General features: G+C 62.6%; 22 protein-coding genes and 1 pseudogene. 8 read left to right on the forward strand and 15 right to left on the reverse strand.

What is annotated here, in order from left to right:
- Positions 1–4 precede the first annotated feature (4 nt).
- The 5 genes from merA to ACPW74_RS10465 all read left to right on the forward strand — a co-directional run bounded on the left by merA (position 5) and on the right by ACPW74_RS10465 (position 3,757).
- Positions 5–1,693 carry a mercury(II) reductase gene (gene merA, locus ACPW74_RS10445; protein WP_031294484.1) on the forward strand — a complete coding sequence of 563 codons (1,689 nt, stop codon included), beginning with the start codon at positions 5–7 and terminating at the stop codon, positions 1,691–1,693.
- 14 nt (positions 1,694–1,707) lie between these two features.
- Entirely contained in the window at positions 1,708–2,346 is a 639-nt protein-coding gene (merB, locus tag ACPW74_RS10450) for an organomercurial lyase MerB (RefSeq protein WP_000761850.1), read from the forward strand.
- A 111-nt stretch (positions 2,347–2,457) separates the two neighbouring features.
- A complete protein-coding gene (gene merD, locus ACPW74_RS10455) occupies positions 2,458–2,823 on the forward strand; it encodes a mercury resistance co-regulator MerD (protein ID WP_022579743.1) in 366 nt (121 codons plus the stop codon).
- Positions 2,820–3,038 (forward strand): broad-spectrum mercury transporter MerE, encoded by a 219-nt coding sequence (gene merE / locus ACPW74_RS10460; protein WP_022579744.1) that lies wholly within the window; start codon positions 2,820–2,822, stop codon positions 3,036–3,038. The genes merD and merE overlap by 4 nt, the downstream gene beginning before the upstream one ends.
- Before the next feature lie 170 nt (positions 3,039–3,208).
- Positions 3,209–3,757, forward strand: a complete 549-nt coding sequence (locus ACPW74_RS10465; protein ID WP_022579745.1) for a hypothetical protein — start codon at positions 3,209–3,211, stop codon at positions 3,755–3,757.
- Between the two features lie 244 nt (positions 3,758–4,001).
- Here ACPW74_RS10465 and ACPW74_RS10470 read toward each other — a convergent pair whose 3' ends face one another.
- The 10 genes from ACPW74_RS10470 to ACPW74_RS10515 form a co-directional block, all read right to left on the reverse strand.
- Complete coding sequence (locus ACPW74_RS10470) at positions 4,002–4,232, reverse strand: type I toxin-antitoxin system ptaRNA1 family toxin (RefSeq protein WP_000212713.1); 231 nt, start codon at positions 4,230–4,232, stop codon at positions 4,002–4,004.
- Positions 4,233–4,294: 62 nt separating this feature from the next.
- Positions 4,295–4,567, reverse strand: coding sequence for a hypothetical protein (locus ACPW74_RS10475; RefSeq protein ID WP_022579746.1), 273 nt, complete (start codon positions 4,565–4,567; stop codon positions 4,295–4,297).
- Between the two features lie 2 nt (positions 4,568–4,569).
- On the reverse strand, positions 4,570–6,159 hold the full coding sequence (gene trbL / locus ACPW74_RS10480) for a P-type conjugative transfer protein TrbL (RefSeq protein ID WP_022579747.1): 1,590 nt from the start codon (positions 6,157–6,159) through the stop codon (positions 4,570–4,572).
- Positions 6,156–6,425: an entry exclusion lipoprotein TrbK gene (gene trbK / locus ACPW74_RS10485; RefSeq protein ID WP_022579748.1), complete on the reverse strand. Its 270-nt coding sequence runs from the start codon at positions 6,423–6,425 to the stop codon at positions 6,156–6,158. The genes trbL and trbK overlap by 4 nt, the downstream gene beginning before the upstream one ends.
- A gap of 15 nt (positions 6,426–6,440) precedes the next feature.
- Positions 6,441–7,226, reverse strand: coding sequence for a P-type conjugative transfer protein TrbJ (gene trbJ / locus ACPW74_RS10490; RefSeq protein WP_022579749.1), 786 nt, complete (start codon positions 7,224–7,226; stop codon positions 6,441–6,443).
- A 265-nt stretch (positions 7,227–7,491) separates the two neighbouring features.
- Complete coding sequence (traJ, locus tag ACPW74_RS10495) at positions 7,492–7,863, reverse strand: conjugal transfer transcriptional regulator TraJ (protein WP_022579750.1); 372 nt, start codon at positions 7,861–7,863, stop codon at positions 7,492–7,494.
- A 319-nt stretch (positions 7,864–8,182) separates the two neighbouring features.
- Positions 8,183–8,461, reverse strand: a complete 279-nt coding sequence (locus tag ACPW74_RS10500) for a TraK family protein (protein ID WP_022579751.1) — start codon at positions 8,459–8,461, stop codon at positions 8,183–8,185.
- Positions 8,462–9,192: 731 nt separating this feature from the next.
- A complete protein-coding gene (gene repC / locus ACPW74_RS10505) occupies positions 9,193–10,080 on the reverse strand; it encodes a replication protein C, IncQ-type (RefSeq protein WP_022579752.1) in 888 nt (295 codons plus the stop codon).
- A complete protein-coding gene (locus ACPW74_RS10510) occupies positions 10,052–10,927 on the reverse strand; it encodes a helicase RepA family protein (protein ID WP_022579753.1) in 876 nt (291 codons plus the stop codon). The genes repC and ACPW74_RS10510 overlap by 29 nt, the downstream gene beginning before the upstream one ends.
- A gap of 3 nt (positions 10,928–10,930) precedes the next feature.
- On the reverse strand, positions 10,931–11,164 hold the full coding sequence (locus ACPW74_RS10515; protein WP_022579754.1) for a hypothetical protein: 234 nt from the start codon (positions 11,162–11,164) through the stop codon (positions 10,931–10,933).
- Positions 11,165–11,255: 91 nt separating this feature from the next.
- On the opposite strand from ACPW74_RS10515, the gene ACPW74_RS10520 reads away from it, so the two are divergent.
- Both ACPW74_RS10520 and ACPW74_RS10525 read left to right on the forward strand, forming a co-directional pair.
- Positions 11,256–12,236 carry a hypothetical protein gene (locus tag ACPW74_RS10520; RefSeq protein ID WP_022579755.1) on the forward strand — a complete coding sequence of 327 codons (981 nt, stop codon included), beginning with the start codon at positions 11,256–11,258 and terminating at the stop codon, positions 12,234–12,236.
- Between the two features lie 79 nt (positions 12,237–12,315).
- Entirely contained in the window at positions 12,316–12,579 is a 264-nt protein-coding gene (locus ACPW74_RS10525; RefSeq protein WP_022579756.1) for a helix-turn-helix transcriptional regulator, read from the forward strand.
- An 84-nt stretch (positions 12,580–12,663) separates the two neighbouring features.
- On the opposite strand, the gene ACPW74_RS10530 is transcribed toward ACPW74_RS10525, so the two are convergent.
- The 5 genes from ACPW74_RS10530 to ACPW74_RS10550 all read right to left on the reverse strand — a co-directional run bounded on the left by ACPW74_RS10530 (position 12,664) and on the right by ACPW74_RS10550 (position 22,232).
- Positions 12,664–13,866 carry a tyrosine-type recombinase/integrase gene (locus ACPW74_RS10530; protein ID WP_022579757.1) on the reverse strand — a complete coding sequence of 401 codons (1,203 nt, stop codon included), beginning with the start codon at positions 13,864–13,866 and terminating at the stop codon, positions 12,664–12,666.
- A gap of 307 nt (positions 13,867–14,173) precedes the next feature.
- A complete protein-coding gene (guaA, locus tag ACPW74_RS10535) occupies positions 14,174–15,763 on the reverse strand; it encodes a glutamine-hydrolyzing GMP synthase (RefSeq protein ID WP_010674550.1) in 1,590 nt (529 codons plus the stop codon).
- Positions 15,764–15,847: 84 nt separating this feature from the next.
- Positions 15,848–17,311 carry an IMP dehydrogenase gene (guaB, locus tag ACPW74_RS10540; RefSeq protein WP_113977327.1) on the reverse strand — a complete coding sequence of 488 codons (1,464 nt, stop codon included), beginning with the start codon at positions 17,309–17,311 and terminating at the stop codon, positions 15,848–15,850.
- A gap of 265 nt (positions 17,312–17,576) precedes the next feature.
- The gene (locus tag ACPW74_RS10545; RefSeq protein ID WP_010674548.1) at positions 17,577–18,212 is read right to left on the reverse strand and encodes a YitT family protein; all 636 of its coding nucleotides are present in this window, start codon (positions 18,210–18,212) and stop codon (positions 17,577–17,579) included.
- Positions 18,213–19,025: 813 nt separating this feature from the next.
- Positions 19,026–22,232: an alpha-amylase family glycosyl hydrolase gene (locus ACPW74_RS10550; protein ID WP_279473823.1), complete on the reverse strand. Its 3,207-nt coding sequence runs from the start codon at positions 22,230–22,232 to the stop codon at positions 19,026–19,028.
- Between the two features lie 376 nt (positions 22,233–22,608).
- Between ACPW74_RS10550 and ACPW74_RS10555 the strand changes: the two are divergent.
- A pseudogene (locus ACPW74_RS10555) lies at positions 22,609–23,517 on the forward strand (DMT family transporter).
- The last annotated feature ends 59 nt before the right edge of the window (positions 23,518–23,576 follow it).

Genomic DNA, 23,576 nt, shown 5'->3' on the forward strand with positions numbered 1-23,576 from the left:
TGTCATGGCCGAAGCGATCACCCTTCACATCGAAGGCATGACCTGCACGTCGTGCGCCGAGCACGTCCAGCAGGCCCTGAAAAACGTGCCCGGCGTGCGCTCGGCCTCGGTGTCCTATGCGCAGCGGCAGGCCGAAATCGAGGCGGACGCGGGCGTGAACTTGCCCCCTCTGGTAGCCGCAGTGGCCGCGCTCGGCTACCGCGCACGGCTCGCCGACACGCCGAACAAGCCTACCGGCCTGTTGGATAAGGCGCTGGGCTGGCTCGGTGGCGACACGAAGCATGAAGGCGGCGAGCCGGCGCTGCACGTGGCCGTGATCGGCAGCGGCGGCGCGGCGATGGCGGCGGCCTTGAAGGCCGTCGAGCAAGGCGCGAAAGTCACGCTGATCGAGCGCGGTACTATCGGCGGCACCTGCGTCAACATCGGCTGCGTACCGTCCAAGATCATGATCCGTGCCGCCCACATTGCGCATCTGCGCCGTGAAAGTCCGTTCGACGATGGCATCGCGGCTACTGTGCCGGCGATTAACCGCAGCAAACTACTGGCCCAGCAGCAGGCGCGCGTCGATGAGCTGCGCCACGCCAAGTATGAAGGCATCCTGGATGGCAACCCGGCCATCACCGTTCTGCATGGTGAAGCGCGTTTCAAGGATGACCAAAGCCTTACCGTCCGTTTGAACGATGGCGGCGAGCGCGTCGTGGTGTTCGATCGCTGCCTGGTCGCCACTGGTGCCAGTCCGGCCATTCCGCCCATCACTGGTTTGAAAGGCACGCCGTACTGGACATCTACCGAGGCCCTAGTGAGTGACACCATTCCCGAACGCCTAGCCGTGATCGGATCGTCGGTGGTGGCGCTGGAACTGGCGCAAGCCTTCGCCCGGCTGGGCAGCCAGGTCACGATCCTGGCGCGCAGCACACTGTTCTTCCGCGAAGACCCGGCCATCGGTGAGGCCGTCACAGCCGCCTTTCGTGCCGAAGGAATCAAGGTTCTGGAACACACGCAAGCCAGCCAGGTCGCCTATGCGGACGGCGAATTCGTGCTGACCACAGGGCACGGCGAAGTGCGCGCCGACAAGTTGCTGGTCGCTACCGGCCGCACGCCGAACACGCGCAGCTTGGCGCTGGAAGCGGCGGGTGTCGCCGTCAATGCGCAGGGAGCCATCGTCATTGACAAGGGCATGCGCACCAGTACGCCACACATTTATGCCGCAGGAGACTGCACTGACCAGCCGCAATTCGTCTATGTGGCAGCGGCCGCCGGCACCCGTGCGGCCATCAACATGACCGGCGGAGACGCTACGCTCAATCTGACCGCGATGCCGGCGGTGGTGTTCACCGATCCGCAGGTCGCCACTGTGGGCTACAGCGAGGCGGAAGCGCACCACGACGGGATCGAGACCGACAGCCGCCTGCTAACACTGGATAACGTGCCGCGTGCGCTCGCCAACTTCGACACACGCGGCTTTATCAAGCTGGTAATCGAGGAAGGTAGCGGACGACTCATTGGGGTACAGGCAGTGGCCCCGGAAGCGGGCGAGCTGATCCAGACGGCGGTGCTCGCGATCCGTAACCGCATGACCGTACAGGAACTGGCTGACCAGTTGTTCCCCTACCTGACGATGGTCGAGGGGCTGAAGCTCGCGGCGCAGACCTTCACCAAGGATGTCAAACAATTGTCCTGCTGCGCAGGATGAAAGGAGATGGAACCATGAAGCTCGCCCCATATATTTTAGAACGTCTCACTTCGGTCAATCGTACCAATGGTACTGCGGATCTCTTGGTCCCGCTACTGCGGGAACTCGCCAAGGGGCGTCCGGTTTCACGAACGACACTTGCCGGGATTCTCGACTGGCCCGCTGAGCGAGTGGCCGCCGTACTCGAACAGGCCACCAGTACCGAATATGACAAAGATGGGAACATCATCGGCTACGGCCTCACCTTGCGCGAGACTTCGTATGTCTTTGAAATTGACGACCGCCGTCTGTATGCCTGGTGCGCGCTGGACACCTTGATATTTCCGGCGCTGATCGGCCGTACAGCTCGCGTCTCATCGCATTGCGCTGCAACCGGAGCACCCGTTTCACTCACGGTTTCACCCAGCGAGATACAGGCTGTCGAACCTGCCGGCATGGCGGTGTCCTTGGTATTGCCGCAGGAAGCAGCCGACGTTCGTCAGTCCTTCTGTTGCCATGTACATTTCTTTGCATCTGTCCCGACGGCGGAAGACTGGGCCTCCAAGCATCAAGGATTGGAAGGATTGGCGATCGTCAGTGTCCACGAGGCTTTCGGCTTGGGCCAGGAGTTTAATCGACATCTGTTGCAGACCATGTCATCTAGGACACCGTGATCGGATATCGACCCAATGTTCTACGGCACCGGCATCGGATTCGCAGCGCGCGGATTGAACTCGGCGAAACGGTATATGCATTGCCGTGAACCGACCAAAAGGAGGTGTTCGATGAACGCCTACACGGTGTCCCGGCTGGCCCTTGATGCCGGGGTGAGCGTGCATATCGTGCGCGACTACCTGCTGCGCGGATTGCTGCGGCCAGTCGCCTGCACCACGGGTGGCTACGGCCTGTTCGATGACGCCGCCTTGCAGCGACTGTGCTTCGTGCGGGCCGCCTTCGAGGCGGGGGTCGGCCTGGACGTGCTGACCCGGCTGTGCCGGGCGCTCGATGCGCCGGATGCGGGTGAAGCGGCGGTGTGGCTCACCGAGCTGCGCCAACTCGTCGAACGGCGACAGCGGGCGCTTGCGGGCCTGGAGGTGCAGTTGAGCGCGCTGCGTGCCGAGGTCGCCCGGCAGGAAGGGGCGTTGCCATGAACGGCCCCGAGCGCAAGCCCATTACCGGCTACCTGTGGGGCGGACTGGCTGTGCTGACCTGCCCCTGCCACCTGCCCATCCTCGCCGTCGTGCTGGCCGGTACGACCGCCGGCGCGTTCCTCGGCGAGCATTGGGTCATCGCGGCGCTCGGTTTGACCGGCTTGTTCCTGCTGTCCCTGTCGCGGGCGCTGCGGGCGTTCAGGGAAAGATCATGAGCACTGCCAGATTGACGGATGATTTCCTTGAGATTGCTCAGAAAGCCACTGCTAGCAAACAATACAGCAATCCCCGCACAAAGGAGTCATCATGGGCAGGAAGGAACCCGACGAAGCGATTGCAGATAGCCGCACCGGCCTGCGCGTAGACCTGACAATAGGGGATAAGAATGACCGAACCGAAGAGCCTTGAAAACTGGCTGTATGAGAAGGCAGGCCCCGCCTATGACGCCTTGAAGGCCGACCCGGCCCGCGCCGCCACGCCTGACCAGGTGCGTTACACCCTGGCCGAGCTGCTGGCCGAGGCCGAAGCCGCCGGCGGATATCCACTGCCGCCGGAACAACGCGAATGGGTAGATGCGCCGGCCGTTGGTCGCGAGTGGCCGGCCTGTGATGCCTTGGAAGCTGACCAGGTGCGCGCACGCCTACATGACGACGCGATGGTCGAAACGTTCCGCAAAGACCCGGCCTATGCCGTGGAACTGCTGAACAGCATCCTTGAGGATGGCGACAAGGGCGAGCTACTGATTGCACTTCGCCAGATGACGAAGGCTGCTGGCCGTGAAATGCTGACACCGTTTGACCCGGCCAAATGGCTGACCAGCACCGAGACCGTGGCCGCGTTCCTGGCCGAAGCCGAGGCCACCGGCGACCAGGCCTATGTCGAGCACGCCCGCGCAGTTGCAGCGCGGGCCAAAGTCATGCACGGCATCGAGTAGGGAGCTGGCCAGCATCGCCATTCCTGACGGTGCTGCAGCACCATGTGCGCGACTTGGTGCGCGGGGATCTCATCGCCGGAAATGACGATGCGAGATCCACGCCAAGGGGAAAAGCCAGAGCGGCCGTCATGGTCCGATCTGGCGATGCTCGAGCACGCCGGCGCACATCGCCGGCTATGACGATGCAGGCCCGGAAACGACAAGGGCGGCCACTGGCCGCCCTTGCTGTTCCTGGTGCGCGTGCCTACGCGGCACGGAGTGACTGCCGCACCGCCTCCAGGGCCTCGCGGAAGTCAGCAGGCGTCGCCCGGCCCGTCTCGGCCTGGTAGAAGACGACCATGAAGGCATTTGCGACGGCCTCGGCGAGCGGCCCTAGCTGCCGCGCTGCGTCCTGGTCGAGCCAGTCGAGCGCGGCGAGCTGCACGGCTGCATGATGAACGGCCTGCGTTGCATTGGTAGGATTCAGGGTTGCCATGATTCACCTCTCAAACAGGTGGGTTGTGGAAGTGTCGGCCGGCCCCACGCCGGCCGGCGCGCTTATCGGCTGCCGGTGCCGTAGAAGCCGGCGGCCTCGGCCAGCGGCGTGCTTCTCGCGCTGCTGCCGTAGCTGCTGGCGTTGCCGCCCGACCTGGCCGCCGGCTTGGTGGCCTCAATGACGGGCGAGGCGGGTCGATCAACAAAGGCCGCAACTTCTGCCGCGGGGTCTGCATCAGTCGATTGATCGTCGACCGGCTCAACCTCAACCGCCTGTGCCTGGCGCTGCTCGGTAGCGGCAAGGTCCAGGCAATCGAAAAATCCTCTCGGCGTCATCGTCATACCTCCTTGTCGCGGTTGGCGAACGTGGCCACTTCATCATCAGGATCAGCAGCAGCCGAATCGGCCCCTGCCAGGCTGTTGCCGCCGAAGCTGGGCACATCCTCGGCCGCCTGGTCTGTCTGGCTGCTCGCCCGGATCGCGGCGGCGATCTTTCCGCCAGTGGTGTCGGCGATGCGTTCGGCAGCGGCGTCGCGGATGCTGGCCGCCTTGGCCTTCGCAACGTCGCCAATGCCATGCGCCAGGTTCGCAGCCGTCGCCGCGAGAAGGCTGCCCGCACCTTGGCCGGCCTTCGAGCTGCCGGCGTCGCTGCTGGCCTTCGAGCTGGAACCGCTGCCCGAGCTGTCGGCGTGGCTGGTCTGCTGTGCCACCTTGCTCTGGCCGCTGCTGCCCGAACTGCTGGAGCTTCCCGAGTTATAGAAGCCGGCCGCCTGGCCGAGCGGCGTACTTGTGCCGGCACTGGAACCGCCGCCACCAAAGCCCGCCGCCTGCGCGAACGATCCAGCATCGGAATCACCGCCAGCACCACCACCAAACATGGGCATTCCGCCCGATTCGCCACCGGCGCTGGCCCCTGCTTTCTCGAACGCTGCTTTAATCGCCGACATGCCGCCGGCGGCCGAGGCTGCACCGCCCATCACGGCCGCGCCAGCCACGCTTGCCGCTCCGGCGGCCATGCTCGCCGCGCCCATAGCCGCACCGATGGCGGCACCTGCACCGAAGTTGCCGATGCCACCAGCGCCACCGATACCCGAGCCGGTGATGATGCCGGCGACAAGCGGGGGCACGCGATTGACCAGCATGAGCAACGCCACGCAGAAAACGAGCATCACGCCCAGCTCTTCAAAGTTCAGGGTGCCGGTGTTCATCCTGGCGTAGAAGCTGGAAAGCAGGTCGTTCCCGATGCCGACCAGGAGCACCATCGTCATGATCTGCACGGCCACGCCCAGCACGGTCTTGTAGTAGTTGATCGCCATGTCTGACGTCCAACGCGAGCCGCCGAAGCCAAGGAAGAAGATACCGGCGTACATCAGCAGCCAGCCTGACACGAGAAGCAGCAACATATTCACGGCGACAACGGCCAGCAGGATCAGGATGCCGACGCTCAAGGCCACACCGATGAAGCTATCCACGGGCGACCAGATCGACGAGTTCCTGAATGCCTGCTTCAAGATCATGAAGCCAATATCCACGATGCCCGAGGGTGTCACCGACGCCACCCCAGACGCCTGCTCACCAAGCCGGGCCAGTGACTGGATGATCGAGTTGGCGAAGGTCGGGCCATAGCGCAACAGCCAGAGGAAGAAGCCGAAGAACAGGATGAACCTGATGAACTCGGCGAAGAACTCGCCAATGTCGGCCTTGCGCAGCGCCATGAAGCCGAACGTGAAAACCAGCGAGATCGTGCCCAGCGTCCAGAACAGGAACATCGCGGCATTCATCACCACCGTCTGCCAGGACGTGGCCCGCGTGGCGAACTCCGTCACCACCTGGTCAAGCATCCCTTGGTTGGTGAGCTGGGCCGACGCGGCGGTGGAGTAAAGCGCGAGGGCGACGCCGATCAGCGCCGCCTTGTGCAGTGCTTTCATGGCTTCGCCTCCTTCTGGTCTTTCGGGTCGGCCAGTTCGAGCCAGTTCATGGGCTTCTCGGTCGGCGCGATGCCGCCGGCGGCCGGCGACCGGCGCGAGCACAGCCCGGCGAATTTCTCGCGCGTGGCCCTATCCTCGATCTTCGTGATCGCCTCAATCTGGCAATTGGTGTCATTGACCTCGGGCATGGGCGGGATGGCTGGCTTGTTGTCGCAACCAGCCACCAGCACCACCACGAGGCCGGCAAGCAGCATCGTATTCTTCATGGTGCAGGGCCTCCGTCAGCGGGTCAGTTCGAGCCAGTTTCTTGGGTTGGCCGTGCGCTCGATCCTGGATTCCCTGGAAGTCGCGCCGGCGGCCTGCTGTTGCGCCTCTACGTCGGCCTGCGCCTGCATCCTGGCGGTCGCGGCGTTCTGCTGTGCGATCAGCAGGCCACGGATTTGCAGGAGCTGGTTTGCCTGGTTGGCGGCGAGCTGGTTGGCGTAGCCGATGGCCTGCATCTGCCCGGTCGCGCCCTGCGCGGCGGACTGGAGCCGTTCGAGCTGGCGAGCATCGGCGGAAAGGTTGCGCTGCTGTTGCTCCAGGCCCTTGAAAAGCGCGTCGTTCGCCTTCTTCTGACTCTCGCTCGCCAGGCTGCGGTTTTGCTCCATCGCGGCGCGCTCGGCATCCGAGCACCCGGCGGCCGAGAAGCACGGCGAACCACGGTAGTAGGCCACATCCTGGAACTTGCCCAGGTACGCATCGACGCTGCCGAGCTGATTCCGGTAGTAGTTCAGCGTGTCGGTGGCGGCCATCAATCCGTTGATGGTGGACTGCGCCTGATCCCAGATATACGCGGCCGGGGCCATTGTGTTTTGCAGCATGTTTTCGTACTGCTGCAACTGGGTCTGGTACTGCTCGATCTGCTTGAGCGTCTGCGCCACCGACTCGATGGCCGTCATGACGTTTTGCACCAGGTTGCCGCCGTCGATGACGGGGATGCCTGCCTGCGCCGGGGTGATGATGATGCTGCCGGCCAGAGCGGCGGCGAGCGCGGTTTTAGCCGCTAAAAAACGGACGTGCTTCATGGTCGCAATCTCCATTCGATGAAAGAAAGGCAATGCCTTGACCAAGCTCGCGCTTGCCCACGGCAAGGTTTCATCGAAGAGCTACGCCACTAGCTAATCGGTATCGCCCTTGGCACTGAGGCCCGGGCTTCGGTGATTCTGTTCTCGGCCCTTACGGGGTGTCCCTGGCCTTATGCGTTCTCCCAAGAGTTGATAACGCCCAGGCTGGCGGCCTGGAAGGGGCTTGTGTCGCGTGCAGCACACGGTAATTTAGCTGCTAAAACTCTCAAGGTTCGGCCCTCGGCTGCACCACCGACTTCATGAGCCGGCTCATTTCGTCCTGGGTGGCCTCGATCCGACCCAGCAGGGCAAGGATCGTGGCATCGCCGAACCGGGCTGTGCGCGGATCGTCGGTCAGCCATAGCTTGAGCAATCCGCCCAGCCGGCCAAGGTCGCCATTCACTCGCACCAACTCGCGCACATAGTGATAGTCCATGACACCCCTGACCTGGTAGCCCTGGCCTACGTCGCGCAGGTAGCGCGCCATGCTGATTCCCGCCATCTTGGCGTTCGCCTCAATCAGTTCGCGTTCTTCTGGAAGGCAGTACACCTTGATCGGTGGGCTGCCCTTCCTGGTGATTCGATTCTCGTCGCCCATTTGTCCTCCAACCGGCGGTAGCCGGCAGCCTCGCAGAGCAGGATGCCCGTTGAGCGCCCCGCGCGAATAAGGGACAGTGAAGAAGGACAACCGGCTTGCCGGTGGGCCTACTTCACACATCCTGCCCGCCTTACGGCGTTGTTTTTGTCTCGTATGACTCATCGAATTTCGCGCTGTAACCGCACCATTGCTTCGCAACAGCGCGCCAGCAGCGAGAAAACCAACGGAAATTGCCAACGTCCGTGTGCTTGCAGCGATCCAAGAGGCCGGTAACAGCGTTTCAGCCATGCGCTTGCAGCGATTGAGCATGGGACTTTGCTCACTTCGTGCCCTGACCCGTGGAGCCAGGCGGCGCATTGGTGATGTGCTGGCGAACGTATTTCAGGAACGTCTCATAGCGGAAAGGGATTCGCCCAATCTCGCGCATGTGCTCCCAGATGATCTTGAGCGCGTAGCCGGCCTCCATCGCTTCCTTCACGTCCGCGCGCGCCGCCATGAAAGCGGCCAGGTAGTCCCTGCGCTTTATCTGCGAGGTCTGCTGCTGATGAGCGAGCCGTGCGGCCAGCTCGTCTGGATAGCTGCTTTCTGTCGTCGCCATGTCCGTAAACCTCCGTTATCAACTGAACTACTCCGAAGGTTACGGAGTGCCCGCCTACACAACATTCCAATAATTGGCCGAAACGGTTGACATGGAGCCGATGACACTGGCACGCGCATCGAAATAGGGATGGCAGCCCATTCGGCACGGAAGGTTGAACGCCAAGAGGGAGGCCGAGAGAATCCCCCGCCGCTCGGCCCCTCAAGTGTCAAAGAGTGGATCACATCGTCAGAGGCGGCGATGCGAGCTCGAGCGCCGGCGGCCGCCATCGTCGGAACTGACGATGGGGCCCTCGGTGCATCGTCGGATGTGGCGATGGTCGACCGTGGCCCGGACATGGCCAGCCTCGCCGGAAATGGCGATGCTGCAGCTCGACGTGTGCGCGAAAGAAGGGCCGGCCTCATGACGTGACCGGGAATGGATTTGAACTGTTGTATGTTGTAGCGCGCTACAACATACAACATACAACATACAACACCTGCCTATTGACACTTGAGGGGCGCAGCGTTTTAGCCGCTAAAAGAACCGCCCGGAGCTGCCCCCCCTTCTGGCGTACAACTCAACGGCCGAAGGCCGACCATCGGCAAGCGGCAAGGGCTTGGCGTCGCCCTAAAGGGCGGCGGCAAGCACCGCGCCTAGTGGATGATCTTGGAAGATCATGGATGGAATTTGCGAACTAGCCGCAAGCCCGCGCCGTTGCTGTGTTTTCCGGTTTGAGACGGGGAACGTTGCTACGGGTGAAGGGGAACATTGCTACGGAGTTTGGGGAACGTTACTACGGGCTTCGGCCTGCCAATTTCCCACTTCCCTGCCGCATACTCGCTGACCTTCCAGCCCACGGTGGCAAGCTCGGCCAGAGCCTTGCGGGCCTTCTGGCGGCGCTTCTTCATGGCCTCGGCGTTCGCCTCGTCCGGCCAGACGTAGCCAGAAAGGGTATCGAGTTCCACGCGCCCGGCTTTGCCGGGATCGATCCAGCCGCATAGCCGTTGGTGAATCAGGCGGGCCGGGTCGGTTTGTAGCGCCCGCACCTCGGCCATCTCGATGCGGGTATACGGGCGCCTCCCAAGAATCGCCTCCGCAATCTGGGGATTCAGCGCGACGAACAACCGCCCGTCCTCCTCATTGAAGGCGTAGCTCATCAGGTGAAAAGACCTTTGCCTGCTTCCCTTGCTGACTACCACCGTCACGTTTGCCATGCGCAGCAAGCTCGCCTTGATCGCCCTGATATTGTCGCCGCCATCGGTCAAGCCGATTTCGCCTAGCAGGCTGGTCATACTCTCTCTCACGACCAGCGCATCCTGCCCTACCGCGTCGAACTTCGGCTCAAGGAATAGACGGAGTTGCTTCGGCAAGTCCGCTGTTGGCTCTGGCGTCAGGATGATGCCCTTCGGTCCTCCAAGAGCCACAAGACCTTGCAGCAGCCGCATGTCATCAGCACCAAGAGGCTCGAAGCCGACGAACCGCGCTTGTTCATTTTCGGCGTAGTGATACGTCACATCGAGCTTGAGCCTCTTCCGTTCGCCGCGCTTGAGACTGCGGAACAAGCCGGGGACCAAGCAGTGCATTGGATCGTGCCTGGCATGGGTGAGGTCAAAAGCCATCGCCTCGCCTCCGACCATCACGTCTTTCCTCATTCCTGCTGGCCTCATACAGCTCCACCGGCACCAGCACGCCGCCGGCGTGCCGCATGTACCAGCGATCAAGCGGCGTGGCGTCGTAGTTCTGCTTGCTGACGCCGAAACGCACGAAGTAGCCGCGCCGCTCATCGCCGATGGGCTGCCGGTCATGGGCGCGGTCGCTGAGGCGCTTCGCCTCGTCCTCGGTCATGCGGGCGACGTAACCGCACCACCTGGCGTTGTCGATCAGCGCGGACGCGCCACGCGCGGCCTGCTGCTGGTCGGTCTGCCCTTCGCGGGCGCTGCCCTTGCTGACGTGGTGCAGGTAGAGCACGGATGCACCCGTGGTGGCAGCAACGTGCTCCAGTACGGCCACGAGGTGGGCCATGTTGCCGTTGCTGTTCTCATCGAGAGTGTGAATGCGGCTCAGGGTGTCCAGCACGATCAGCCGCGCCCCGGCACCGTCCTCAATAACGCGGCGCAAGTGGGCCTTTTTCATGATGTCCAGGCGCTTGCCCATGATCGGCTCAAGCGCGAGGTTCTCCGCGATGGCTTGACGAGCCGCGTGCCCGAGGTGCTGGCCGATGGCATGAATGCGCCGCACAAGCGCGGGCGGTGGGTCTTCCCCGGCCAGATAGACCACGCGCCCGGTGTGCGCGGGAGCAAGTCCCACGAGGTCGCCGCCGGCCACGCTGCATGCGATGCTCATGGCCGCTTCCAGCGCCCAGAAGCTCTTGCCAGTGGCCCCTGGGGCGACGAGCGCGCCGACGGTTCCCGCGAGGAAGCCCGGCCATATGAAGTCCAGCACCGGCGGTTCATGCTCGAACGCCGCCAGTACATCAATCGCCATGACTCAGTTCCCCGTTCCGTACAGGGACTCGTCGCTCAATGCCTCGGCGATCTGCGAGGTTCGGAAGTAGACCCGCCGGCCGATCTTCAACCGAGCCTTGTTGATCCGCTGCGTCCACTCGTTCGTCGCGCGCAGGCTGATCCGCAATCCATCAGGCGATCGATCCAGGACAGAGGCGAGCTGCGCCATGCTCAGCAGCGGGCCAAAGCGTTGCAGCAGCGTGTCTTCTATCGTCATTGCGTAAACCTCCGTTATCAACTGAATTGCAACGAAGGTTAGGCGCTATTGGGGGTTGCCTACATCTTATTAGTTGTCCAAAATGGTTGACATGAAGAACGATCCAACCATTGTCATCTGGGAAGGCTGCGATCCCACTGTCTCGGAAGCCATCGAGCAGTTTGAGGATCGCTGGCGGCCGTATTCCGCCTCCTCGCGGCGCTACCCCATCGTTGGGCTGATACAGGAACTCATTGACCCCGCCGTGGCTGCGTACACGGCGACGCTGCCACAACGCTACTTGGGCCATATCCCCGGAGCAGGGACAGGGGTGGGCCTCAGCGGGATCATTCGACTGGTTGGACTTGATGCGATGGTTCGCATGCAGCGGCAGTTGCTGCGCCAGTTCATCAAAACGGAGGATAGGCAGACGCCAAGAGATCGGCGGTTTGTTGCGACACTCGAATCGTTGATTGGGCTTGTATGGGACTGCGCCTGCAAACGGCCGGTGAAGTCGAAGGTGCGCGACACCCGACTGAATGGCGAACGCCTCCAGGGGTTCTGCCGGTTCTGCGGATCACTCGCCGAGCTGACCTCATTCGCCGGCGGGAGCGATGATCCGAAGGCGGACGATCCAGAGGAAAAGCTTCGACTAAGCAGCCTGTATTGCCTGGATCACCGGCCTAAATTGCCGAGCGGCGCATGGAACCCTGTCTACAGACAAGCAAGGCGATCCCTCGCGCAATTCGACCTCGAACTGGCGAGACTCAACCAGCAATGCGCGAAGCCGGCCACTGCCCAAGTGAAATCGGGCGATCAACTGGTTGACAGCTACTTCTTCCACTATGTCGCGGGCCAAACCTTACAGCCGGCGGACAAGGCAGAGCTGCGCAATCAAGCACGGCTGATGGTGGACTCGAAGCTATCGGATCGCAAAAAGCAGATGCTGATGCTCCAGTGGTCTGGACTCAATCAGTCGGAGATTGCGCGAAAGCTCGGCATCGAGCGCCAAGCGGTATCGAAGGCGCTGGCGGCGATCCCCGCAATGTTCCGCTTGAGTACAAAGCCGCGCTCACGGCGTCAACCTAATTGACCAACTAATAGGACGAAACAATCCGCATTGCCAGGCACCATCAGGCACATGTTCGCAAGTGACTGAAAGAGGCCAGGGGATGCAGGCAACGACAAGCAAGACGCTCATCAATCGGAAGAAGCTACTGGCGATGATCCCGCTGTCTGAGCGCACGATCTTCAACATGGAGCAGCGCGGGGAGTTTCCGCGCCGGATCGCACTCACCAGCCGAAACGTCGCCTGGGACTTGGCCGAGGTCGAGGAATGGATAGAGGCGCGGAAGTCGTCGGGCACTCAGGCCATGCGCCCTGGCTTCACTCCGTCTGCCGTGGCCGGCGGCTCTGCTGCCCCTTTTAGCGGCTAAAACGCTGCGCCCCTCAAGTGTCAATGAAACCCGAGGCCATGCCTCGATGCTCAGGCGGCGCTGCCTAACCTGCCTTCGTCTGGTTTACACCTTCGGCCGTCTCAGCGTCCATTCGTCGATCATGTCCGCCCAGTCCTGCAACATCGCCGTGCGCTGCTCGCGGTACTCGGCCTTGTTGTAGACGGCCCTGACGCCTCTCTGCTCGTGTGCCAGGCACTTCTCGATCCAGTCCGTGTTGTAGCCGGCTTCATGCAACAACGTGCTGGCCGTGCGCCGCAAGTCATGTGGCCCGAACTTGGCGAGCGACCGCCCCTCCTTCTGCGCCAGCCGATACGTCAGCGTCAGCACCTGGTTGAGCGTGGCGCTGCTCATGGGTAAATCCGAGTCATACCGCGACGGAAGCACGTAGTCCGATCCCCCTGCGAAGGTTTTCAGGGCAATGAAGATGTCCAGCGCCTGCCGGGACAGGAACACCAGGTGCGGATTGCGCCGCTTCATCCGCTCCTTCGGGATCGTCCAAAGCGCGTCGCTGAAATTGATCTCGCTCCATGTCGCGTTAGTCAGCTCGCTCTTGCGCACCATCGTCAACAGCAGCAGCTTGGCCGCCGCCCGAATGGATGGCGCTGTGCCGATGCGCTCCATGTACTGGTACATCAGGCCGATCTCGTCGGGCGTCAGCGCACGGTCGCGCGGCTCGAACTTGGCAATGGTCGTCGGGCGCACCAGCTCGGCCGGGTTCTCGACCTTCTGGCCGCGCTCGATGGCCCAGCGAAAGACCTGGAGCACCACCTCGCGGACATGCACGGCTGTCGCCGGCGCGCCGCGCTCGACGATGGCATCGGTCAGCGCGCGCAAGTCTTCGTGGGTGATCTCCACCAGCTTCTGATTGCCGAACTTCGGCTTCAGCTCGCGCTCGTAGACCGAGCGGCGCATGTCGCGGGTGGAGTCGGCCATCTGGTAGCCGCGCAGCCACTTTTCCGCCCAGGCCCCGAACGTCTCCGCGTCCTTGACGCGGGCCTTGTCCCGCGCCTTTTCCTTGGCCGGTGACTTCCCGGCCGCGACCATCTTCTTGGCCTCGCCCAACCGCTCGCGGGCTTCCGCCAAGGTGATGCCGCCGACACCGTAGCGGCCGAAGGTGATGGTCTCCTGCCTACCGTGGATCGAGTAGTTGTAGCGGAACGAGATCGCTCCGGCGGCCGTGACGGCTACATAGAGGCCGTCACGGTCATTCACCTTGTAGAGCTTGTCCTTCGGCTTGAGGTTGCGCAGCTTGGTATCGGTCAACATGGTTCTCGCCCTGATTCAGCTCAAATACCATGATCAGAAAACCGGCCCATCCTGGCGCAAAACAACAATTAAATCATCGTCTTACACAAATTCGATACCATGAACATCCGCAAGGTGGTTGCATGGTATTGGCGACTTCTCATGGCATAGAAGCATTCAATGCCATCCATCATGCCATGAAAAAACGGTGCTTGGCGATGCCAAATGTTGCCAGGCGGTGCTGAACGAAATCACAAAAAAGCCCGCAGTGACGCGGGCTTAGGTGTGTTTTAGTGCTACTAGATGCCAGCCAGTGCCAGACGCCGGATCACTCCCACTCGATAGTGGCAGGCGGCTTGCCGGAGACGTCGTACACCACGCGGGAGATGCCGTTGATCTCGTTGATGATGCGGTTCGACACGTGGCCGAGGAAGTCGTACGGCAGGTGAGCCCAGTGGGCGGTCATGAAGTCGATGGTCTCGACGGCGCGAAGCGCAATGACCCAGTCGTACTTGCGGCCATCGCCCATGACGCCGACGGAGCGCACCGGCAGGAAGACGGCGAACGCCTGGCTGACCTGGTTGTAGAGGTCGGCCTTGCGCAGCTCTTCGATGAAGATGGCGTCAGCCTTGCGCAGCAGGTCGCAGTACTCTTTCTTCACTTCGCCAAGCACGCGCACGCCCAGGCCCGGACCCGGGAAGGGGTGACGGTAGAGCATGTCGTAGGGCAGGCCGAGTTCGAGGCCGACACGGCGCACTTCGTCCTTGAACAGCTCGCGCAGCGGCTCCACCAGCCCCATCTTCATCTCTTCCGGCAGGCCGCCGACGTTGTGGTGGGACTTGATGACGTGAGCCTTGCCGGTCTTGCTGGCAGCGGATTCGATGACGTCCGGGTAGATGGTGCCCTGGGCCAGCCACTTGGCGTTCTTGAGCTTCTTGGACTCGTCGTCGAACACTTCGACGAAGACGCGGCCGATGGTCTTGCGCTTGGCTTCCGGCTCGTCGATACCCGCGAGAGCGGAGAGGAAGCGCTCTTCGGCGTCGACCTTGATGATGTTCAGGCCGAAGTGATCGCCGAACATGTCCATCACCTGCTGGCCTTCGTTCAGGCGCAGCAGGCCGTTGTCGACGAAGACACAGGTCAGGCGATCGCCGATGGCGCGGTGCACCAGCATGGCGACCACGGAGGAGTCCACGCCGCCGGAGAGGCCCAGGATCACCTCGTCGTCACCCACCTGCTCGCGGATGCGGGCAACGGCGTCGTCGATGATGGTGGCCGGGGTCCAGAGGCACTCGCAGCCGCAGATGTCCTTGACGAAGTGCTCCAGCATGCGGGCACCCTGACGGGTGTGGGTCACTTCCGGGTGGAACTGCACGCCGTAGAAGCGCTTGGCTTCGTCGGCCATGGCGGCGTGGGGGCAGGTCGCGGTCTGGGCGATGGTGGTGAAGCCGGCGGGGATCTCGGTGACCTTGTCGCCGTGGCTCATCCAGACATCCAGCAGGGCATTGCCGTTGTCAGCAATGGCGTCTTCGATGTTGCGCAAGAGGGCGCTGGTCTTGCCGGACTGGCCCAGCACTTCGACCTGGGCGTAGCCGAATTCACGCAGGTTGGAGGACTGCACCTTGCCGCCGAGCTGCTCGGACATGGTCTGCATGCCGTAGCAGATACCGAACACCGGCACACCGGCGTTGAACACGTACTCGGGGGCGCGCGGGCTGCCCGCCTCGGTCACTGATTCCGGGCCGCCGGAGAGGATGATGCCGCTCGGGTTGAACTCGCGGATCTGCTCTTCGGTTACATCCCAGGCCCACAGCTCGCAGTAGACGCCGATTTCACGGACGCGACGGGCGATGAGCTGGGTGTACTGGGAACCGAAATCCAGGATAAGGATACGGTGGGCGTGAATGTCTTTAGTCATTTTATTCCTGCATCAGGCTGATGTTGTCACAAAAAGCACGGGATAAAAAAAGGGTGGAAAAACGGGGCGTAGAGCCCCGTTTCATCAGCCCATCCGGTAGTTGGGGGCTTCTTTGGTAATGGTCACGTCGTGAACGTGGGACTCTTTCATCCCGGCGCCCGAGATGCGCACGAACTCGGCCTTGGTGCGCATGTCGTCGATGGTCGCGCTGCCGGTCAGACCCATGGAGGAGCGCAGGCCGCCCATCTGCTGGTGGATGATCTCTTTGAGGCGGCCCTTGTACGGCACGCGCCCTTCGATCCCTTCCGGCACCAGCTTGTCGGCGGCGTTATCGGTCTGGAAGTAACGGTCGCTGGAGCCCTTGGACATGGCACCCAGAGAGCCCATGCCGCGGTAGGACTTGAAGGAGCGGCCCTGATAGAGCTCGATCTCGCCCGGCGCCTCTTCGGTACCGGCAAACATGGAGCCCACCATGACGCAGCTTGCGCCCGCGGCGATGGCCTTGGCCACGTCGCCGGAGAAGCGGATGCCGCCATCGGCAATCACCGGCACGCCGGTGCCTTTCAGGGCGTCGACGGCGTCGGAGATGGCGGTGATCTGGGGCACGCCCACGCCGGTCACGATACGGGTAGTACAGATGGAGCCCGGGCCGATACCGACCTTGACGGCGTTGACACCCGCTTCCACCAGCGCCTTGGCGCCAGCGGCGGTGGCGACGTTGCCGCCGATGATTTGCAGGTCAGGATAGGCTTCACGGGTCGCCTTGATGCGATCCAGCACGCCCTGGGAGTGGCCGTGGGAGGAGTCAATCAGCAGCACGTCCACACCGGCTTCCACCAGGGCGGCGACGCGCTCTTCGTTGCCTGCACCGGCACCGACGGCGGCACCGACCCGCAGACGGCCACGCTCGTCTTTACAGGCGTTGGGCTTGCGCTCGGCTTTCTGGAAGTCCTTCACGGTGATCATGCCCTTGAGCTTGAAGTCGCCGTTGACCACCAGCACCTTCTCGATGCGGTGCTTTTGCATCAGGGCCACCACCTCTTCACGAGGGGCCCCTTCACGCACGGTCACCAGACGATCTTTCTGGGTCATGATCTGTTCGACGGTCTGGGAGAGATCGATGACGAAGCGCACGTCACGGCCGGTGATGATGCCCACCAGCTGGTTGCCGTCAGTCACCACGGGGTAACCGGCGAAACCGTTCTTGTGGCTCAGCTCCTTGATCTGGGCGATGGTCATGTCAGGGCGCACGGTAACGGGGTCGCTGACCACGCCGCTCTCGTACTTCTTGACCTTGCGCACTTCGGCAGCCTGCTGCTCGATGGACATGTTCTTGTGAATGAAGCCGATACCGCCTTCCTGGGCCAGTGCGATAGCCAGACGGGCTTCGGTCACTGTGTCCATGGCAGCGGAGATCATCGGAATATTCAGCGTGATCGCAGACGTGAGCTTGGTACGCAGGTCGGCGGTATTGGGGAGAACAGTGGAGTGGGCTGGAACCAACAGTACATCGTCGAAGGTCAGCGCTTCTTTGGCAATCCTGAGCATGGCAATATCTCACCGTTGAGGAGTGGGGGTGTAAAATATTGCCGACAAATTTTACTCATGCATTGGGCAGTGGTAAAGAAGTTTTTTGAATTTTTTATGGCGTAGCCCGATTTAACGCCACCAACAGGGCAAAAAACCAATAAATTCAGCCGTAACCATGCCGTTTTTCCCGACAAGATGATCTTTTTTGCCGTTGAGCCCCTTTCTGCCGCCAGTCTCCCGGAACGGCCTTTTTTCCACTCACAGCCGTCAGCCAGACCGGCGGTCAGTTCCCCTGATAGCGGCCCGGCTTGTGCCAGTTCATCAGCATGGCGTTCATGGCCAGCGCACTCAGGGTTGACCAGAGCAGCAGGGGAAGCGGCAGGGTGAGCAGAGAGAGCGCAAACACCAGCACATCCAGCACCATCTGGCTCTTTCCTGCATTGATGCCGGTGCGCCGTTGCAGCCAGAGCGTCACCACGCCGGTGCCCCCCACGGAGGCATTGTGGCGCGCCAGAGACAAGACCCCCATGCCGAGGAAGGTTCCCCCCACCAGGGCGGCAAACAGGGGATGGACATAGCTCACCGTCAGCAGCAGCGGCACCGCCTGGGTGGCCGCCGAGAGGGCGACGTTGACGATCAGCGTCTTGAGGGTGAAGGCGCGCCCCATGGTGACGTAGCAGAACACCATGAAGGGCAGGTTCACCAGGAAGAAGAGCACGCCGATGGGCAGGGTGCTGACATGGGCGATCAGCAGGGCGATGCCCGCGATGCCGCCGGTGATCATGCCGGAACACTTGAGCAGATTGAGCCCCACGGCGATAAACATGACCCCGAGCACCATGCCGTAGACATCGTCCTTGAGGGTATGGGCCAGCCCCCTGCCCGCGGCCGCTGGCTGCATGGTCATTTCACCTTCCATATGACTCCTTAGATCCGATTTGATGGTGGCATCCGTTGCCCGACAACCAGGCCGCATTGGGGCTGATGGCGGCGACCCATTCACCTTGCCGTCCCAACCCCCAATCTTGCGCTCCCCCGCCCCCTGATGTCGCCATCATGGGGATGACAAGGCACAGCAAAAAGAGCGCCAATCAAAACAAGAGTCCGCGATACCATAAATAATCGGATTTAAATTCTGATAAATACGCAATGTGCAGATCGAATGCACCACTTCAGTGATCGGCCATCATGGTGGCGCAGCATGTTTACCCGAGTCACCGAGAAAGGCCTCGTGGTATCCCCTTCACAGCCCGGTTTTTCGGCAGATCATGTCGATACGATGCCGCTTTTCAGCATGGATGATGCCTGTCATAGGGTAAGCCCGAGGGCGATACGGCGTGTTTCTTCGGGGCGGGCTCCAGGGGCGGATGTGGATGAAGCGCACCAATGAAGTGCAATTGCACCAATATAGATCAACCGAGTGGCACAGTTTGCCTTGCACCGCGGCGCAAAGGCGGTATGGGCACCGCTTTGCTCACTGCCATGAGCACTGCAATATGCAGAGCATGGAGTGACTCGGGCAGCGGATGCACCACTTCCCTTCCCTCTAGCCCCCTTCCCATGAGCGTGCTGGTCGCGAGTCCACAGGTCTGCCCATCCACCAGCCCCTCCGCAGCCAGAGTCCCATCAGGATGGGGCATCCATTCAGGCATAGGCAGAAGGCAGAAGGCAGAAGGCAGAATAAAAAAGTCGGCCCGAAGGCCGACTCGCTGTCCCCTGTGACAGGGCTTCCTTACTTGAGGTATTTGCCGTCAGCGCCTACCTTGCCCGGGCCGTTCAGTACCCAGACCCGCGCCGAATAGGCGGGCACCGCAAAGCTCAGGCTGCCGTTGCTGACGCTCTGGCTCGCACCGGTTACCGCGTCCGTGTAGGTGCCGTTCTTCAGGCCACTCAGGTTTATCTGCTGGGCCGAGTTGGCCGCAAGGCCCACGGCGGCGTAGCTCCCTTGGGCGCTCAGATCACGCACGAAGCTGATGCCGCTCCCCCACTCGTTCACCTGGCTCATGGGCGCTTTTTGCAGGGCGGGCACCGCCTTGCGGATCTGGTTCAGGCGCTTGATGTGCTGATAGAGCGGGTGGCTCGGGGTGGCGGGGTTGTCCAGCACATCTCCGTAGTAGGCACGACCGGTCTGATCCACCGTCATGGTGGCCCCGTCGATGTCCTGGGGCTTGCCCGCCTGGAACATCACCTCCTCCCCGTAGTAGAGGGTCGGGATCCCCCGCGCCGTCCAGAGCAGGTTGTAGGTCATGGCCGCATTGCCCTCTTCCCCGCCGTAGCGGTACTTGAAGTCGTTGTCCGGCCCCACGTCGTGGTTCTGGAAGAAGGTGATGAGCTTGGTGGCATCCCCATAGACCCAGTCCATGGCGAAAATCCCCCCTACCCCGCCAAAGTTCCCCCGGGTGACGTTGTCACGGAAGGTGGAGAACAGCGAGAAGTCCAGCACAGAGAGGCCGGAATCGCCCCCTGCACGGGGATTGGCCGGGTTCGGCGTGGTGCGGGTATACCACCAGGGGCGGATCACCGCCGAGGCATTGTCGTTGGCCAGCTCAGAGCCCCAGCCGGTGCCCTTGACCAGGTTTTCGCCAAAGACGAACAGCCCCGGCTTGTGGGCCTGCCAGTCATGGACATAGGTCAGCAGTTCGTCCCGCTCGATGTGCTTCAAGGTATCGATACGGATGGCATCGACCCCCATGTCGAGGTACTGACGAATGGCGCCGTTGAGGTAGTCCTTGACGTTCTGGTTGCCGGTGGCGAGATCGATGCAGTCCCCCGCCATGTGCTTGCGCTGCAGGGCAAGCGGGCTCTCCCAGTCACCGCCGGACATGAAACCGTCCAGGTGATACCAGGCGGGATCCAGGGTCTGGGCGTCGATGCCGAAGAAGCGGTTGGGGTTGTAGCCTGCGCTCGGCACTGTGGCGCCGGTCTTGGGGTCGACCAGGGGCTGGGTGCCCGCCGGATCGGACTGGCAGCGGGCCTTGTACCAGTCGGGAGCCGCCGGGTTGTCGTCGTCACAGCGGTTGGCACTGGCGTAGTCCCCGAGATTGCCCTGATAGGGACCATTGTTGATGAGTCCCTGGCTCGACCCCGCCGGTACGTAGTATTTGACGGGCAGGCGATCGATCCAGGTCTTGCCGCGCAGGCCGTACTGGCTCGAGTGGTTGAGCACCACGTCCTGGATCACCTTGAGCCCCTTGGCGTGGGCCGCCTGGATGAACTCCCGGTAACCCGCCCCCGGCGACTCCAGACGGGGATCGACCCGGTAGAAGTCGTAGGCATGGTAGCCGTGGTAGTCGAGGCCGGAGCGGTTCTCCACCGGCGGCGTCACCCAGATGGCGGTGAAGCCGAGATCCTTGATGTAGTCGAGCTTGGCGATCAAACCCTTGAAGTCGCCACGCCACTGGGGATCCCCCGCCTTGTAGCGATCCCGGTTGTAGTAGTTGTTGCTGGCATCGCCATCATAGAAGCGGGCAGTCAGCAGGAAGTAGATGCTCTCGGCGCGAAAATCGCCGCTCGCCACCCCCTGCTCGCCGATACGGTACTCGAAGCGCTGCTCGCGCTGATTGCCGCTGGCGTCGATGGCAAGGGTGCGGATCACCAGATCGATGCCGCTCCCCTTGTCGCTCGCCACCAGGGGCTGGCCTGCATAGCGGGCCGATGCCGTGGTGGGCTGGCTGCCGTCCGTCGTGAAATACACGGCGGGGGCGCTGTCCTGATCGTCGCTCACTCCCAGGGTGATGGACTGACTGTCCACATAACTCCCCGGGGACGGGGTGGCCGTCACCGTGGGGGCCTGCAGATCGGCCCCGGCCAGCGTCTCCACCTCGATGGCCTTGCGCAGGCTGTCAAAGCAGATGCGATAGCTGGTGTTGGCGCTGACCAGATAATCCTGGGCCGGATACGCCTCGGTCCAGTCCCCCTTGTGGTCAATCTTGAAGCGGGGGTTGTTGCTGCCAAAGGCCTGCTCGGTGCAGAAGGTGGTGCCATCCTCGCTGGTCATGGGGGTGAGCCCCCAGTTGTTGGCCGTGCCCCGGAAGTACCAGCTGTCGCTGCTCTGTCCTGCCCCGACCACCACACTCACGCTGCTGCTGCCCTTGGCGCCCTGATCGTCGGTGACCGTGAGGCCATAGGTGAAGGTGCCGGTCTGGGTGGTGTTGACGACGATGCTCTCCGTGGTCTCGCCGCTGCTCCACAGATAGCTCGCGATCTGGCCGTCGGGATCCGTGGAGTCGCTGCCGCTCAAGGTGAGCGACGCCCCCTGGGTCACGTTCACCGTCCCCCCCGGGGTGATGACCGCGAGCGGCGGCTGGTTGTCATCCCCGAGGGGGGTGATGCTGTAGGCCAGGGTCTGATCGTTGACCTGGATGCGCACCGTGCCCACGGCGCTCCAGAAGATGTCGCCGCCACTTTTCTCCAGCACGCCGTCGCCGTTGCTGTCGCCAAAGTTGACGGCCCAGTCGCCAGCCTGATCAAACTTGAGGCGCTGGCTCGCCTTGCCATCCAGGTAGGCTTCCACCTGCCACAGGTGATCCCCTACCAGGGTCATGGGGAGGCTGGCCCAGCCGTTGAAGGTGCCGCGCACGTTGAGCTGCGGCAAGGTGCTGGCAAACCCCGAAGCCTCGCAACTGGCCACCGCCGTCGCGCTCACCGCCTGGGTGCTCGCGTTGATGCGGATCTGGTACGCCGTGTTGGCATTGACCCCGTAGTCGGCCGCCGGGTAGCTCTGCTGCCAGTTGCCGTACCTGTCTATCTTGAAGCGCGGGCCGCCGCTGGCATCCCCGCTCACGAAGCGCTGACAGGTATCAAAATTGACGCCGTCCGTCGACGTCATGGCGGTCGCCGCCCATCCATTCGCGGTGCCCCGGAAGAACCACTCCGCCGCCGTGCTCGGCGCCGTGATCAGGGTTCCCAACAATCCGGCCGCGAGTATCCATCTAGCCATTGATAGTCCTTTATTTTCATTGTTTGTGTGTGATGCCGGTGTGTCCCGGCATTCCCCCATCCGCAACGTCCCGCCTTCAGATGAGCCCGACCAGTCTAGAGTCCCCCATGGCCAATTAATGGCCAACACGCGCAAAATGTGACCACTGTCGACCTCGTCATGGGCTGTATGTGATTGATAGCGCTTTCATTTCCTGGCGCAGAAGTGAGGGGCACCCCCATCGGGGAGAGCAAGATGGCCGCCCTCCGCGACCACCTCGGGCACAGGGTCAGCCCCTGCCTCCTGCACGGCGCCGTTGCCACCGGGGACACTTGCCCCCATGATGCAATCCCCCTTGCCATCTCGGGCAACAGGGCGGTTCATTCAGAGAGAAACGATGAGACCATCGGATTACGGGAGATTGCTCGCGCTGGCAGCCATCTGGGGTGCCAGCTTTTTGTTCATGCGCATCGCGGCGCCGGCGTTCGGCTCGGTCAACACCACCTTCCTGCGGGTCTTCTTCGCCCTCGTCGGGCTCGCCGCCATGCTCCTGCTGCTGCGCACCCCCATGCAGTTTCAGGGCAAGCTCAAATCCATCATGGTGCTTGGCATCATCAACTCCGGCGTCCCCTTCCTGATGTATGCCGTGGCGGCCCTCTGGCTGCCCGCAGGGTATTCCGCCATCCTCAACGCCACCACGCCCCTGATGGGCGCCCTCATCGGCTTCTCCTTCTTTCACGAGACGCTGACCTTGTGAAAGTGGGCCGGGGTCATGCTGGGGCTGGTGGGCATCGGGCTCATCACCATCACCGGGGAGGTCGACCTGAGCGGCCAACTGGCCATCGGGGTGCTGGCCTGCCTCATCGCCACCGCCTGCTATGGCTGCGCCGGCTTCCTGACGAGACGCTGGGTCACCGAGCGGGGAGGCCTGGACGCCAAACTGGTGGCCTTTGGCAGCCAGATAGGGGCCGTCCTCTTCCTGCTTCCCTTCTTCGGCTACACCCTGGCGACCGGCCCCGCCGTCGACTGGGCCCAGCCTGGGGTCTGGGCCAGCGTGCTGGCGGTCGGCTTCCTCTGTACCGCCTTCGCCTATCTGCTCTATTTCAGGCTGATCGCCGACATCAGCCCCCTGCGAAGCCTCACTGTCACCTTCCTCATTCCGCCCTTCGGCATCCTGTGGGGCTATCTGGTGCTGGGGGAAACCCTCACCGGCGGCTTCGTGTTCGGCGGCGCCGTGGTCTGCCTCGCGGTCTGGCTGGTGACCAGCCCCGCCAGAGCCGTCAAGTCGGCCAAGGCACAAGCCTAGGCTCCGCGTCATCTGCCGGGCCCATGGCTCGGCAGATGGGCGCAACTGGGGTAAGATGA

Origin of the sequence: Aeromonas sp. INTO2 (genome assembly GCF_049860605.1) — a bacterium.
Lineage (GTDB): Bacteria > Pseudomonadota > Gammaproteobacteria > Enterobacterales > Aeromonadaceae > Aeromonas > Aeromonas caviae.

Bases quoted from the DNA above. Each gene is read 5' to 3' on its own strand.
- merB (WP_000761850.1), top strand. From the start codon at position 1,708: ATGAAGCTCGCCCCATATATTTTAGAACGTCTCACTTCGGTCAATCGT.
- repC (WP_022579752.1), bottom strand. From the start codon at position 10,080: ATGGTCGGAGGCGAGGCGATGGCTTTTGACCTCACCCATGCCAGGCAC.
- ACPW74_RS10470 (WP_000212713.1), bottom strand. From the start codon at position 4,232: ATGGCAACCCTGAATCCTACCAATGCAACGCAGGCCGTTCATCATGCA.
- merE (WP_022579744.1), top strand. From the start codon at position 2,820: ATGAACGGCCCCGAGCGCAAGCCCATTACCGGCTACCTGTGGGGCGGA.
- ACPW74_RS10500 (WP_022579751.1), bottom strand. From the start codon at position 8,461: ATGGCGACGACAGAAAGCAGCTATCCAGACGAGCTGGCCGCACGGCTC.
- guaA (WP_010674550.1), bottom strand. From the start codon at position 15,763: ATGACTAAAGACATTCACGCCCACCGTATCCTTATCCTGGATTTCGGT.
- ACPW74_RS10520 (WP_022579755.1), top strand. From the start codon at position 11,256: ATGAAGAACGATCCAACCATTGTCATCTGGGAAGGCTGCGATCCCACT.
- ACPW74_RS10525 (WP_022579756.1), top strand. From the start codon at position 12,316: ATGCAGGCAACGACAAGCAAGACGCTCATCAATCGGAAGAAGCTACTG.
- merD (WP_022579743.1), top strand. From the start codon at position 2,458: ATGAACGCCTACACGGTGTCCCGGCTGGCCCTTGATGCCGGGGTGAGC.
- traJ (WP_022579750.1), bottom strand. From the start codon at position 7,863: ATGGGCGACGAGAATCGAATCACCAGGAAGGGCAGCCCACCGATCAAG.
- ACPW74_RS10545 (WP_010674548.1), bottom strand. From the start codon at position 18,212: ATGGAAGGTGAAATGACCATGCAGCCAGCGGCCGCGGGCAGGGGGCTG.
- ACPW74_RS10530 (WP_022579757.1), bottom strand. From the start codon at position 13,866: ATGTTGACCGATACCAAGCTGCGCAACCTCAAGCCGAAGGACAAGCTC.
- ACPW74_RS10475 (WP_022579746.1), bottom strand. From the start codon at position 4,567: ATGACGCCGAGAGGATTTTTCGATTGCCTGGACCTTGCCGCTACCGAG.
- ACPW74_RS10465 (WP_022579745.1), top strand. From the start codon at position 3,209: ATGACCGAACCGAAGAGCCTTGAAAACTGGCTGTATGAGAAGGCAGGC.
- ACPW74_RS10550 (WP_279473823.1), bottom strand. From the start codon at position 22,232: ATGGCTAGATGGATACTCGCGGCCGGATTGTTGGGAACCCTGATCACG.
- trbK (WP_022579748.1), bottom strand. From the start codon at position 6,425: ATGAAGAATACGATGCTGCTTGCCGGCCTCGTGGTGGTGCTGGTGGCT.
- ACPW74_RS10515 (WP_022579754.1), bottom strand. From the start codon at position 11,164: ATGACGATAGAAGACACGCTGCTGCAACGCTTTGGCCCGCTGCTGAGC.
- ACPW74_RS10510 (WP_022579753.1), bottom strand. From the start codon at position 10,927: ATGGCGATTGATGTACTGGCGGCGTTCGAGCATGAACCGCCGGTGCTG.
- trbJ (WP_022579749.1), bottom strand. From the start codon at position 7,226: ATGAAGCACGTCCGTTTTTTAGCGGCTAAAACCGCGCTCGCCGCCGCT.
- trbL (WP_022579747.1), bottom strand. From the start codon at position 6,159: ATGAAAGCACTGCACAAGGCGGCGCTGATCGGCGTCGCCCTCGCGCTT.
- guaB (WP_113977327.1), bottom strand. From the start codon at position 17,311: ATGCTCAGGATTGCCAAAGAAGCGCTGACCTTCGACGATGTACTGTTG.
- merA (WP_031294484.1), top strand. From the start codon at position 5: ATGGCCGAAGCGATCACCCTTCACATCGAAGGCATGACCTGCACGTCG.